General features: G+C 40.6%; 8 protein-coding genes. 5 read left to right on the top strand and 3 right to left on the bottom strand.

Annotation, left to right across the window (positions count from 1 at the left end):
* Nucleotides 1-29 precede the first annotated feature (29 nt).
* The gene (gene mtnP, locus LEP1GSC192_RS08485; protein ID WP_020769841.1) at nt 30-893 is read left to right on the top strand and encodes an S-methyl-5'-thioadenosine phosphorylase; all 864 of its coding nucleotides are present in this window, start codon (nt 30-32) and stop codon (nt 891-893) included.
* Here the strand turns inward: mtnP and LEP1GSC192_RS08480 are convergent.
* Nucleotides 884-1741: an alpha/beta hydrolase gene (locus tag LEP1GSC192_RS08480; RefSeq protein WP_020769494.1), complete on the bottom strand. Its 858-nt coding sequence runs from the start codon at nt 1739-1741 to the stop codon at nt 884-886. The two genes, mtnP and LEP1GSC192_RS08480, sit on opposite strands and share 10 nt — an antisense overlap.
* Nucleotides 1738-3099 (bottom strand): alkaline phosphatase D family protein, encoded by a 1362-nt coding sequence (locus LEP1GSC192_RS08475; RefSeq protein WP_036089600.1) that lies wholly within the window; start codon nt 3097-3099, stop codon nt 1738-1740. The genes LEP1GSC192_RS08480 and LEP1GSC192_RS08475 overlap by 4 nt, the downstream gene beginning before the upstream one ends.
* 61 nt (nt 3100-3160) lie before the next feature.
* On the opposite strand from LEP1GSC192_RS08475, the gene LEP1GSC192_RS08470 reads away from it, so the two are divergent.
* The gene (locus LEP1GSC192_RS08470; RefSeq protein WP_036089597.1) at nt 3161-4963 is read left to right on the top strand and encodes a methyl-accepting chemotaxis protein; all 1803 of its coding nucleotides are present in this window, start codon (nt 3161-3163) and stop codon (nt 4961-4963) included.
* 3 nt (nt 4964-4966) lie between these two features.
* Here the strand turns inward: LEP1GSC192_RS08470 and LEP1GSC192_RS08465 are convergent, their stop codons facing one another.
* On the bottom strand, nt 4967-8896 hold the full coding sequence (locus LEP1GSC192_RS08465) for a PAS domain S-box protein (protein ID WP_036089594.1): 3930 nt from the start codon (nt 8894-8896) through the stop codon (nt 4967-4969).
* A gap of 210 nt (nt 8897-9106) precedes the next feature.
* Here LEP1GSC192_RS08465 and LEP1GSC192_RS08460 point away from each other — a divergent pair, with 210 nt between their 5' ends.
* The 3 genes from LEP1GSC192_RS08460 to LEP1GSC192_RS08450 all read left to right on the top strand — a co-directional run bounded on the left by LEP1GSC192_RS08460 (nt 9107) and on the right by LEP1GSC192_RS08450 (nt 13766).
* Entirely contained in the window at nt 9107-12100 is a 2994-nt protein-coding gene (locus tag LEP1GSC192_RS08460; RefSeq protein WP_020769671.1) for a DUF2339 domain-containing protein, read from the top strand.
* A complete protein-coding gene (locus tag LEP1GSC192_RS08455; RefSeq protein WP_036089460.1) occupies nt 12090-12974 on the top strand; it encodes a M48 family metallopeptidase in 885 nt (294 codons plus the stop codon). Before LEP1GSC192_RS08460 ends, LEP1GSC192_RS08455 begins: the two co-directional genes overlap by 11 nt.
* A 108-nt stretch (nt 12975-13082) precedes the next feature.
* Nucleotides 13083-13766 (top strand): SIMPL domain-containing protein, encoded by a 684-nt coding sequence (locus LEP1GSC192_RS08450; protein WP_020769449.1) that lies wholly within the window; start codon nt 13083-13085, stop codon nt 13764-13766.
* The last annotated feature ends 222 nt before the right edge of the window (nt 13767-13988 follow it).

Here is a 13988-nt window from a genome sequence, read left to right as displayed (position 1 = left end):
ATTTATTCCGGGCAAGAGGAGAGGGGGATATGGGGACCAAAGTAAAAGCTGCAGTTATCGGAGGCACAGGTCTCTATAGTCTGGATGGAATGGAACTTGTCGAAGAAGTCCTTCCGGAAACACCTTGGGGTAAACCGTCCGACACGATCAAGATCGGAAAGATCCACGACAAACTGATCGCATTTCTCCCTCGTCACGGAGTGGGACATTTTATCATGCCTCACGAAGTCCCTATGAAAGCGAATATCTGCGCACTCAAAATTTTAGGCGTAGAAGAGATCGTAGCTTTCAGCTCCGTCGGAAGTTTGAGGGAAGAGATCAAACCTTTGGACTTTGTTCTTCCTAACCAGATTATTGACAGGACCAGAGGGAGAGAATCCACATTCTTCGGAAAGGGTGTGGTGGCTCATGCTCCATTCGCCGACCCTTTTTCCAAAAATCTGAGCGATAGAATTAATAAGGCGGCTCTAAAGATCAATCTTCCTATCCACCAAAACAAAACCTTGGTTTGTATGGAAGGACCTCTATTCTCAACAAGAGCGGAATCTCATATGTATCGTTCCTGGGGAGGAGATATTATTAATATGAGTGTACTTCCGGAAGCTAAACTTGCAAGAGAGGCGGAGATCGTTTACCAAATGATCTGTATGTCCACGGACTACGATTGTTGGAGAGAGAATGAAGAAGCGGTCACTGCGGAAATGGTGATGGCAAATCTAGGAAAGAATGCGGAGAATGCCAAAAAACTTTTGAGTGCCTTAATCCCGGATCTTGGAAATGGAGACGATCTAAGTCTGAAGAATAGTACTAAATATTCCATCATCACCGCTCCTGAACGCAGGAATCCGGACACGGTCGCAAAACTGAAAGTTTTATTCCCAGATTATCTCTGAGAGCCTGACTTTTTTCGGTTTAGATGGACTGATTCTAGGATTTTTTCCAATCCTTTTTGGTATTCTGGAAATAAAGAAAGATTATTATGATTTCCTCCTTCTATTTCTAAAAAATCCGTTTTTACTCCCGATTCCAAAGCGGTTTTAAACAATTTTTTTCCCAGACGGAAAGGTATGATCTCGTCCTCGTTCCCATGTATGATCGTAATAGGAGAACGCAATTTTCCTATCTTATCTTCCGATTTGAGTGAATAAGACAAAAACCATTCAGACACAAACGGATAATATTCTTTTGCCAGGTCGGCCAAAGAAGTATAAGGAGTTTCTAATATAATTTGGCCGGGATTTGTCTTGGTTCCCAAATCCACTGCAACCCCGGTTCCGATAGATCTTCCGTAAAGAATGATCTCGTTCTCCTTCTTCAATTTATCGGTTTTCAAATATTCGTACCAACGTTCAGCATCCTGGTACATTCCCTTCTCGTTTAACTTGGCCCTACTTTTTCCGTAACCTCTATAATCGGTCATGAGAAGGTCCCAACCTTTCGGGACAAAATCCTCGGCTGCTCCTCCCCAACTCCTTAAACTTCCCGCATTGCCATGAAAATACAAAACAGTACCTTTAGAAGGGCCTTGCGCAGGGAAGAATAACCCAAATATCTTCTCTCCGTCTTCCAACTCCAAAGAGACTTCCTGGAATTTGTATGGAAAAGTAAAACGAAAATCCTCGGGTAGAATTTCCGGGAAGAAGATTAACTTGTCCTGGTTAGAATATAATAAGCCGAAAAGTCCAAGAAAGAGGATAAATATGACCGAAAGAAGATATAACATAAACGTTTGGATTTTCATTTGGCCTTAATTTCCCTGGACCAAAGTTCTTTTCCTGAAGAATCAAAAATTCTAAATACTAAGTTCCTTTGTTTTAAAGGACCTGTAATTTCTATCGTTCCGAAATTCCTTTTATCGTCTACAAAAGTACCTTCGATCCTTAAAGGATTTTTTTCGGTAATCGGTGCGTGAGTGGAAGAAGTCAATGGTGAAACGGTAAAATCGTATATAGGATATTCGAATCCTTCCTCGATATATGATAATTCCGTAAAGTGTCTATCACCGGTCAAAAATATCAGATTTTTTATCTTTAATTTGGAAATTTTAGAAAGAAGTTTTTCCCTTTCTTCCGCATAAGTAGAATAATTCTCGAAAACGGATAACGGATTTAAGACCTGACCCCCTACTACTACGAACTTAAAAGTAGCCTTGGAGAATGCTAAGCTATTGACCAGCCAATCCAATTGTTCCTCTCCGAAGAATGATCTTGGGCCTGTTTTATTATCGTTTGCAGTCCTAAAGCTGCGATCGTCCATCAAAAAGAATTGAGCATCCCCCCAAGTGAAGGATCCATATATCCCTTTTTTCGAATAGTTCGGATTGGCCCAAAACAGTTTGAAAATTTCTTCCGCTGTCGCTCCCATCCAAAAGGATGCATCACCATCATTCGGCCCCCAATCGTGATCATCCCAGACCGCATAATGATGAATGTTCGCGAGCAAAGGTTGCAGTTCCGACAAGGATCGCTGCTCCGTATAACGATAAATGAATCCAGTTCTGGACTCCCAATCCGGTTCTCTTAAATATACATTATCTCCCATCCAAATCATAAAATCCGGTTTTCGAGCAGAGATGGATTGATAGATAAAATATTCTCCTCCATAAGGTTTTGTTTGAGTGTCGTATTTTGGATCGTTTACGAATGCACAACTCCCCAAAGCGAATTTGATATCCGGCGGTCCACTCGGCTTTCCTATCCAAATCGGTTGTGTCCTAAACTTTTGTTCAGACTTGGGGTCTTGGCGTTTTCCATTGATATAAATTAAATATTCATATATTTTTCCCGGTTCCAATACATCCGCAATCAGATGTGCAACATTCCCCTTATAGTGTTCCGTAGTTACTTCACGAGTATTGTGACTTTGTTCCGGGTTACCGGAAATAAAATATTTCGCATAAACTTTAGAAGGACTCTTAGTCTGGACCCATATTTTTACTTCTTTATGAGTAGAGTAACCTAACATCGGCCCCGATTGAATACTAGAAGGCGAAGTTGTGTCGGCTGACTGACTTTTTCCATAAATTTCAAAATCGATGTAAAAGAATCCAAAGAGTAAAATCAACAAAGAGGTGGATGATAAAAGCAATCTGCGTCTCATTGTCATGAAATATCTGGAAGCCCAAGGCTTCTTTCAAATCAAAAAAAGGGAAAGAACGGAAATGACAAGGGGAGAATCTAGAAAACTTAGATGGAGACTGACCTTAGGCCTGGAACTTTTAACTTCGGTTCTCGCCGTCCCTCTGGCTGTTCTATTCATTATCGCTGCCGGAGCGTATGATTTCAATAAGGCGATCGCTTTGATCGGATCCTCTACGGTCGTATTGACCACCTCTTATTTTTTCCCCACACTTAGATTCCTATATTTAGGAAGACTCTTATCCAATCTGGAACCCAATAATTGGGAAAAATTGAACACAAAAGGAAAAGTGGAAGTTAAGAAAAAACTTCTGAATTTCCCGCTTCTAAATACCGGGTTTTATATCGTACAATGGAGTTACGGAATTCCTGCAGCTTGGAAATTGATGCATCTATTCTTTATTCCCGAATTTTTCGAATCAGCGCCATTCTTGTTATTACCCCTGATCATTTATCCTACCTTAGGAATTTCTCATTTCTTTTTAACCGAATCAGTACTCTCGGAAGTATTGGAATCGGACAGATTGAACGGATTACCTTTAGAAGAAAAAGACATTCGTAAAGTGTCTATTTTCGTTAGGATCATTTCTACGATCGCATCCATCGCTCTATTACCTGTCGTGATTTTCGGTTACCTCCTTGTGGAAGAGACCTCAGGTTGGTTAAAATTGGGAGATGTTACTTTGGCGCTTTCTCTCACCATACTTTTTATGGTAATTACTCTTACTATTTCTTCCTATCTACTGGCAGCCAGTATTCGTAGGAATTCCAAAAATATGATGAATGCTTTTGTGGAAATGTCCCAAGGGGAGTTGGAAATCCAACTGCCTATGCTTTCAACGGACGAGCTGGGAAGAAGTAGCAAGATGTTGAACGATTTCGTAAAACGACTTAGGATCGTTGTCAAAACCGTTATCAAAGAATCCGAAAAACTTTCCCAAAGTTCGAAAGTTTTAGAAGGAAAAACAAAAGATCTCTCCATAAAGATGCAAGAGCAAGCAGCCTCCACGGAACAAATGAGTTCAGGGGTGGAAGAAATCGCAGCATCCATTCATTCCACATCAGCTAGAGCGGAAAGCCAGTCTAGTACGGTTGAACAAGCTACGGCATCTCTAGCGGAACTCGAAGATAGAATTCGTAATGTCCATACTTCCCTTATGGATACGAAAAATGACGCGGAAAGAATGAGATTAGAGACTTCTAATGGAGAGTCCGCATTACAATCAACGCGGAATGCGATGTCGGAGATTGAATCCAATACCGCCAAAATGGAAGCTAGTGTGAATGTGATCCATGAGATTACCGATAGAATAGGACTTCTTTCCTTGAATGCAGCAATAGAGGCTGCCCGGGCCGGAGAAGCAGGCAAAGGTTTTGCGGTAGTGGCTCAGGAAATTTCCAAATTGGGAGAACAGACCCAAGAAAATGCAAAACGGATCCGGGCAACATTAGTGGAAGCAGTAAAGGCAACGACTTCAGGAAGAGAAGTTTTGGAGAATACAGAAGTTGCTTTCAGAAGAATAGGAGATACCGCCCAAAACACTTCCGACCGGATTTTGCAGGTTTCTTCTTTATCCGAATCGCAGTTGGTGGCGAGTGCTCAGGTTAAGAATGCTTTTTCTGAATTGATCCGATCCGCAGAAGAGATCCGAAATCACACAAAAGAACAATCCCAAACTTCTTTAGAATTTTCTAAAACGATCGGAAGTATTTCGGAAGCTACCGAATTTTTGAATGGGATAGTGAATGATATCGACTCTCTTGCGGAGAAACTTGCCCAACAGGCAAACTCTTTGAAAAAAGAAGTGGAATTTTTTAAGACCTAAACTTCAGCTCTTAGGAAGAATTACTTTAAATACCGTCTTTTCCGGCTTGGAATTAAATTCGATCCTTCCTCCATGTTTTAAAACAATCCTTCTGGAAATATCCAAACCTAATCCGCTTCCTTCTCCGGGAGCTTTAGTGGTATAAAAAGGATCGAATATTTTGGATTTAATATCCGCAGGGATACCTGGACCGTTATCCGAGATCAAAACGGAAACATCCGTATCGGAATCCAAAATGGAAATTTTGATCTTTCCTTTGAACTGCATCGCTTGCAGAGAATTATAAATTAAGTTTGTCCAAACTTGTATCAAATCATCCGGATAGGCGTATATGATAGGTCTTGACTGGAAGTCTAATTCAACTTCAACTCCGTTTTTGATCTGATTATGATAAATAGTAAGGACAGTTTCAATATTTTCCGCGAGATCCGTCTCGATCTTACCTTCTCCCGAATCGATATGAGCAAAACTTTTAAGGGCATAAACTATTTTTGAGGTCCTATCCACTGCCAGTCGAATAGAAGCGGCATTCTTATAAGTTTGGATCTCTTCGATCGCAAAATCCAAAAGGACAAGATGTTTTTTGGCATCAAAAATTTCAGGGAATTCTTCAGTAGAATGATAAAGCCCTACATCCATCAATCTATCCGCTAAATCATAAGGATTTTCGAACCCTAGTTCGCCTAGCTTATTCTTTAATTTTTTGAGAAGTTCCCTCCTTTCTTCCCTTGAAACTTGAACTTCTTTACGGGAGATCCCTGCGCGAATAAATTCTGATAATCGTTTGATATAATTCGGTTCCGCTTTCGCAAAAAATGGGCCCAATTTTTTCAAACGCTCCGGAGAAGAATCTAAATAAGCTCTCAATTCTCCGCTCAATGCGGAAATCGCCCCCAACGGATTATTGATCTCATGAGCAATGCCCGCGACCAACTGCCCAAGTGCGGCCATTTTTTCGGACAGAATAAGTTGGTCCTGGGTCTTTTTTAAATTTTCCAAAGCGGAAGCTAGTTCGGAAGTCCGAACTTGAACTGCATGCTCCAATTCTTCCTTTGCTTCCCTCCTTTCAGAATTCAATAATAACTGTGTGACTTGTTCCGCAACAGTGACTATGAATTGTTGTTCGTATCCTTTCCATCTCCTAAGAGATCCTCTATGCTCTAAGCAAAGGACTCCGTAAATTCCTCCTCTTAAAAAAATAGGAGCGTCCAGTAGAGATTTGATGCCGAGAGGAATACTGTAAGTTTCCGCGAACTCGGAAGTCCTTGGATCGTTTACCACATCATACGCATCTACGAACCTTTCCGTCTTGATTGCGTTGAAATAATTAAGGTGTTGTTTTAGATCCATTGAAGCAGGATCCATATATGACTGGAATTTTTGGTCCCATCCGGAGACCAAAGACCAAACAGTTTTTTCCTTATCCGAAAAAAGCCAGATAGAAGCACGATCGCATCCCAATGTTTCCGTGCACATTTTTACTAAATTATTCAAACCGGCGGGAATATTACCGGAAGCAAAATCCGGATTGGTCGCCATATTCAAAAGAACTCTTGCCTGTTCCGAAAGTTTGGAATTTTCTTCTTCTTTTTCTTTAGCCGCCGCCTTTGCCGCAGTATTGTCCTTTGTGATTGCAACTATTGCAGGTCTTCCCATCAGATTTACAATACGGCCGGAAAAGATGGAATCAATATGTGTTCCGTCTTTTCGTTTAAAAGGTATATCAATATCCCTTAATATCCCATCCTCTTTCATCTTCTCTACTAGTATATGTCTGAGATTAGGATCAGACCAAATTCCCAGATCTACCGAGTTTTTTCCGATCGCCTCTTCCTTTGTGAAGCCGAACAGATCGTAAAACATGGAATTTACACTGATATACTTACCCGTTTCCAAATCGGAAATACAGATGGTATCAGGATTCAATTCGAATACCTTTTCGAATAAATTTTTACTCTCTTCCAATTGAGTTAGATATTTATCTCTTTCGGACTCCGCTCTTTTTCTATCCGTAATATCTATTACCATAGACAAGAGCACCATTCGACCTCCCATTTTGAAAATTCTATTTCCACAAAGTCCGTAACGTTCCGATCCGTCAGCATGACCTATGGCTAATTCTATATTCTTTGTCCATCCCGAACTTTCAAGTTCCGCTTTGATCTTTGCCCGGTCCTCTTTACTTTTTAACACACCCAATTCTACGGAAGTTTTACCTATGATTTGCTCCCTTGTGTATCCTATCAGATCACAATACGCTTGGTTGACCTCTTTATAAGTGCCGGTTTCCAGATCGGAAAGAGAAACTGCAGCCGGGTTCATTTGGAAAATTTTTTCGAAAAGTTCTTTATTGTGTCGGACCTCCGCGTTTAATCTTCGGGTCTGTTCCTCCGCTTCTAAACGTTCTCTAATATCCGTTGCGAGAGAAATTACATGGGGTCTTCCGTTCAATTTTACGATCCTTCCGGAATATAGAACAGGTATCGCCGTTCCGTCCGAGGCTCTGAAAACGGTTTCTATATTGCTTACTTCGCCCTTCTCATCTAACTGTTTATAAATTTCGGCCCTTCTATCGGGATCGTAATCCCAGACCTTGATATCCGTAGTGAGCCTTCCTATCACGTCCGATCTTTTCAGTTTTACGAATTCCAAAAATCTTTCGTTCACATCTATGATCTTTCTTGAAATCAAATCGGTAAGAACCACGGAAGAAGGGATTAATTGGAACAATCTTTGGAAAAGTTCCTTACTCTTTTCGAGTTCTGAAGCAAGACTTTCCAAGTCTGCCTGGGCCTCTTTAATGTGGGTAATATCGTGACCTACCGCTAGGATCTTTTTTTCACCGCCGGCTTCTATAACTCTAGCGGAGAACAGAATAGAGCGGATCTTTCCATCGGAGGTCCCCATCTTAACCTCCAAATTATCTACCGCACCTTTTTGCATCAAAAGTCCCCGGATAATCTCCCTATCACTTAGATCGTAATATACCCCCAGATCAACGGGAGATTTACCTACGATCTCTTCTTTGGACTTTCCGATCAAACTCAAGAAGAGATCGTTTACGTCCAAATAGGTTCCGTCGGATTTGGACAATGTTATCGCAGTAGGATTTAGTTTGATAATCTGCTTTAGGATCTCTTGATTTTCCCTCAGTTCGTCTAGAAGTCTTTGCTTTTCTACTTCTTCTCTTACTCGATCCGTGATCGGCACTGTGATCGTAAGAAGTTTTAAAGAACCCGCATATTCGATCGGATGAGCGGAAAAAAGACCCCAAAATTCCTCTCCAAGTTTATTAGTAAAACGTAATTCTACATCTCGAACAAATCCTTCTCTTTTAATAGCTTCTACTATATCTGCCCTGGTTTCCGCGGAGCTCCAAAATCCCAATTCTAAAGCACTTCTTCCTATAATTTCATTTTCAGAATATTTTACCTGAATACAAAATTGTTTGTTAACCTTTAGGTATTTGCCAGTGTCGATCTCTGTGATCGCCATAGGCAAAGGATTCATATCGAAAAATTTCTCTAACGCTCTCCAACCAATCTCAGGATGAGTTATATCTTCTTTAGAAAGTTCGCTTTGTTGTTTGGGAGACCGAATATGAATCCAAGTGGTAGATTCGGGTTCCGTTTCTCCTTGGATCTTAAAACCTTGGCAGTAAAATGTTCTAATCTCTTTGTTCTTAAGTAAAAAATAACCTAAATACCAGTTGGTCTTTTCTTCTTTTTTAAGACTCTGAAAGATCCCGTTCCTTATATCGGAGATCAGATTGAAATCTATCTCTTTTAGCTCTTTGAAAGAATAACCCAGGATCTGTAATGCGGCCGGATTCGCCTCGATCAGATTTCCGGCTGAAGAGAATACGAGAATTCCGTCCCCGATCCTTTCGAAAAACTGCCTGAGAATATTGAGCTGTGAAAGGGAAGATTCCAAACTTTTATCACCAATGGAATGAGCTCTCAAATACTAATGGACTAAAGAACGCTAGAAACTACTTTTCTAAAACGTTCATTTTTTTTCCAAAATGCAAGAAAGTTGCGAACTTAGGGACACGTTACTCGAAAAGACCTACCTGAACTGGCCAAGAAAACGGCGTAAAAATAAATTTACAACGGAATCGCTTATGCTGAACTCATTCCGCCTATGTATTTTTTGATCGGTTTGTTCGCATTTTTCGTCGGCATATTCTACCTTATTATTCCATTCGTTTTATTATCTAAGATCAACGGACTTCTGGAAAGAATCCAAGATCTAGAGGATCGGCTAAAAGAAAGAGGACCTTCTATTCTTCCGGAAACTCAGGTGGAAAAGAAAAAACCTTCCATCAAAGAAGAAAAGCCTATCTTGGTAAAAGAGACAATTCCGGAGACTAGGAAAGAACTCCCTTCTTCTAAGCAGGTTGCAAAAACCCCAAAACCGGCGGCAGTTGTACCTCCAACTATTATAAAACAAGAGCCTCAATCTCTAACTAAAAAATCGGAAGCTTGGGAAAAATTCGAGAAGCAGATCGCGAATAATTGGACCGGTATCTTAGGAACGATCATACTCGTAATGGGCGTTGGATTTTTAGGGATTTATGCTGCTCTGAACATGTCCCCATTCCTCAGATTTTTAATGGTCTTAGGGATCGGCGCAGGTTTATTTGCGGCTTCCATTCTCCTAGTCAAAAAAGAATTTTGGGTACAAATCGGATATTGGATCAGAAGCGGTTCGGGTGCAGTTATCTTATTCTCATGTATCGCAGCGGTTTCCGTTCCGGGAATGAAATGGATTGAGTCCGAATTTTACGCGCTTATATTGGTTATTTGCGGAATTCTTGTAAATCTAGGACTTGCATGGCAAACTTCCCAACAAAAATTTGCAAGTCTTCATATTGTATTGAGTTTGATCTCTTTGGCAATTCTTCCATTAAGCACTTTGATCTTCTTCTTAGCGGTGGGAGTTTCCGCTTTCAGCGTGCTTCTATCTTACAGAAGCAAATGGGAATTTCATTTAATACAAACTGCGATTTCCTTTTTAATTTTAAATTATCTCTATAAAGGACATTTTTCGGAACAACTTCATCTGCTAAGTTCTTCTCAATCAAGAACCTGGGGGATCTTAGGGACTCTTGCAGTCGGAATTCCATCTATCTTAGCTCATTATAGAAAAATATATACTTCCGGAAGTATCCAGCGCCTTCCTTTTATCACTCATCTAATCGTTTGGGCGGGGATCGGCTTAGGTTTATCCGTATATTCCACAGGCTCTAAATGGAATCCTCCCGTATTGATCACAGTTTCTATCGGATTATTTTTTTGGGCAAGAACCGCCCGCGAAAAGTTAAACATACGTTGGCTCTATCTCACCGATACGCTAGTGTCCTTAGCTCTAGCTTCCATAGGTATAATATTACTCAGTCGATGGGAAGTGGATATCTTCCTGATCAATGTATATGTTTCTTTATTATTCTGCATCTTCTTCGTGGTCAGTTCGGAAGAAAAAGAAAATTTACTCAAGAATATCGGAGCAGTACTTCTTCATCTTTCTTGGATCCAATATATTCTTCTTCTGATCATAAAATTCTTCGACGGTTTGAATCTTGGGACTTGGCCTATTGTCATCACTACGATTGCAATGATCCTGCTTAGTTTTTTGATCCAATTTTATGATGAGTTTCGGAATAGGGAAACGATTACTGCGAGCGACGATATTTACGGAATAGGTGGAGACGACAGGATTTCCCCTGCAGGGATTTTTTCCGGAATTTTGGCGTCAGCTATTTGTTTCCAATTAATCGACTGGAGACATTCGGAGTTGTATCTTCCCGTATTCGGAATTCTTTTGTTGGTAATCCGACAAAACAGGAATTGGAACGGTTTGGGAGTCGGGATCTTCTTCTTTGTTGCCGCATTACATTTCGAAGTGATCTATCGAATTTATTCTTTAGAAAGATGGGAAGTGTTATTAAGGGACCTTCCTACGATCCTATTCTGTTTCTTAATGATCCCTCTTTCTAAAGTGAAGTTGGGTCCGGATAAGACCGGATATTTTTCGTCGCCGGGAGCGATCCTTCTTTCTTTACATATCGTATTCTTAGCGTATTGGAGCACTCAAAGTCTTTCTCCATTTTTGCCGGGAATACTTTGGCTTCTTCTTTCCCTGGTATATTTGGAAACCAAAAACTTTTTCTCGGAAAGAGAGAAAAAATGGGAGAATACTTGGAAATCTTCCATCAACTCTGCGGCGCCGGTCTGGCAATTTTTCGCTTTAGTATTCGTAGGATTGTTTTTAGGAGCTCATATTCTAGTTCATCTGCAATCCGAACTATATGTCGGTATTTTCAAGATCAGATTTCTGATACAAGCCTTAGCAATCGGAGCGTTTATCTACTGGGCCAAGAGTCCGAATCCTAAAAAAGAAACTCCGAATTATTGGAACTCCCTTTTGCCATTATTCTGGGAACTTACTGCGATCTTTATCACCGCAATTATCGCATTAGAAATCCCGAATACATGGCTGCCTGTAGCTTGGGTCGTTTGGGCGTTTTTTTTAGATCAGATCGGTCTAAAAACTTCTTGGGAAATTTCCAGATTCAGATTTTATTCTCTCTGCTTTTATTGGTATTCCTGTATCCATGTAGCCTTCATTTCCAGTTCTGCTCTGACCCCTTCCGAATATTGGGCGAATCAAGAATGGTTGGGGGGGCTCGTCGGGATCTTATTGCAGATCGTATACTTAGTGAGGTTCCAACTTCTTCCTGCGTTCCAAGGAATGGAAAAGGAAGGTTATCCTGGAAAAATCAGTCAACTTTCCGAAAAACTGGACCAAAGATCCGACAGTATCATATTCTATCCTTTGTTCGCGGCGGGGGCATTCTTCCTTTTCTGGAGTTTTGATTCTTCTCTATTGACCCTATTATGGATGGTAGAAGTGTTCATCGTTTTTTTAATGGGACTCATTCTGAAAAAAGAACATTTCCGTTATGTGTCTTTGGTAGCAATGATCGTATGTCTATTACGTCTGATCTTCTGGGATCTTTCTCAGTCATCTACAATCACTCGCGCTCTGGTATTTTTGGGAGTGGGAGGGATACTCATTCTGATGAACACCCTTTATGGCAAATTCGGAAATAAGGAGAAAACGGATGCTCCGTAATCGATTACTATTCTTCGTTATACTTTTACTAGCAGGAGCTGCCATTTCATTTTTGGCTGTAAGAAGTAAAGCAAATGTAGAAATGCCAGCCACTCTTTCTCCTGCATTCCAGTTATTGGGAAAACCGATCAAAGTATTCGATCGTTCCCTTACAAAACTGATGCCTATCAGCGATCTGGACGAAAAGAAGTTAGGAGATTCCATAGCATTACGTTATGAATCCTATGCGGATGAAAAAGATCCGGATCTGGTCTATTTGAGAAGTTTGGTTTCGAACCTCACGATCGAAAAAAATAAAGGATTCGAATATAGGATCTTCCTTATGGATTCTTCCATTCCGAATGCTTATGCAATGCCGGGAGGGATCTTATTCGTAACAAAGGGACTTCTTTCTATGGTAAGTTCAGAAGCGGAATTGGTGGCAGTGATCGGCCATGAGATCGGTCATGTAGAACTTTCTCACTGCATGGATATGGTCAGAGGGGAGTTATTGGCGAAGAAGATCGGAGCTTCCACTCTAGGAGAGTTAGCCGACCTAACGGCAGCCTTACTTTTAAAACCTTCGTTCGGTAAGAACCAGGAGGATGAGGCTGACTCTTACGGTTATGATCTATTGCTTAGGGAAAATTACGATCCATTCGCAATGGGAAGGACCTTCCTAAAGTTACAGGAAGAAAGCGGTGGAAAAGAAAATGCTTCTTCGCCCATCCAAGAATATTTTATGACCCATCCTTATCTTTCTCATCGTTCCGAAAAATTTACGGAGAAAGCGAAACGAGAAGAAGAAGGCAAATATTATCTAGGAAAGAAAAACTTGAAAAAACGGGTCAGCCGTTATCAGGACGAACTCGATAAAGAATTCGTAAAGTACTGAGTTATTCTTCTTACAAATTTCAATTTTTATAACTTGGAATAAATCCTAAAAATCCGGAACCTTTGGGAATTTTCCCGAACGGAAAAAGGTCCTATTTTCGGAGTTTTTATGAAAAAGATATTATTCGGGTGCATAGTATTATTCGCAAGTTTCGGGTCCGCATTTTCAGAACAAGAAAAAGTCCTGATCGTTAGCGGATTCGCTAAAGTTGCAATTCCTGCGGAACTTGTGGAAATACGTATCGGAGTAGAAACGGAATCTAAAACTGCCGAAGAAGCTCATGAGAAAACTTCAGCAAAGACTGATTCTCTCGTAAAATATCTCAAAAAACAGTCCTTACTTTCCTTACAAACGGAGGCAATCCGTCTGCAAACTATATACGAATATCCTAAATCCGGCGCGAGGCAGATCAAGGGTTATGTAGCGTCCAATACAATCTTAATAAGAGCTAAAGTAGAATCTGCAGGCAAACTAATCGATGAGTCTATACAGAATGGAGCAAATCAAATCATAGGCATCCGATTGCAGGCAACGGATACAAATTTAGAGAAGGCTTCTCAAGAAGCTTTACAACTAGCAGCAAAGGATGCTCGCAAAAAAGCGGATATTATTCTCTCCGCATTAGGCTTGAAATTTAAGGAATTTGTAGAGATACGAGCCGACTTCCAAGAAATTTCCGAACCGCTTCCTGTCATGGATGGTTTTCAAACCATGAGTGGAAAATCTGCGACTCCCATCGAGGCTGGAAATTTATTTCGCGAAGCAAAAATCCTATTGAAAGTTTCTTATTAAAAAATCCGCAAATAAGTGAAAAAAATCTGTCTTTTCAATCGGTTATATGGGTATGGTATTTATGGATTGTTACCTAAGTACCAATAACCCGGTAAATAGTTAACATATATCCAATTCTCTTCACTATTCTCACTACGTGAGCGGCCCTTTCGGGGGCCGCTCCGGTCTTTTGTTTTTTGTCTTGCTCTCTTCCTCATTAATTGGTGTTTTGGGAAAAAAATT

It is taken from the genome of Leptospira sp. B5-022 (assembly GCF_000347035.1).
Classification (GTDB): Bacteria; Spirochaetota; Leptospiria; order Leptospirales; family Leptospiraceae; genus Leptospira_B; species Leptospira_B cinconiae.
The sequence above is the reverse complement of the archived record's forward strand: the minus strand, read 5'-3'. Positions and strand labels throughout refer to the sequence as shown.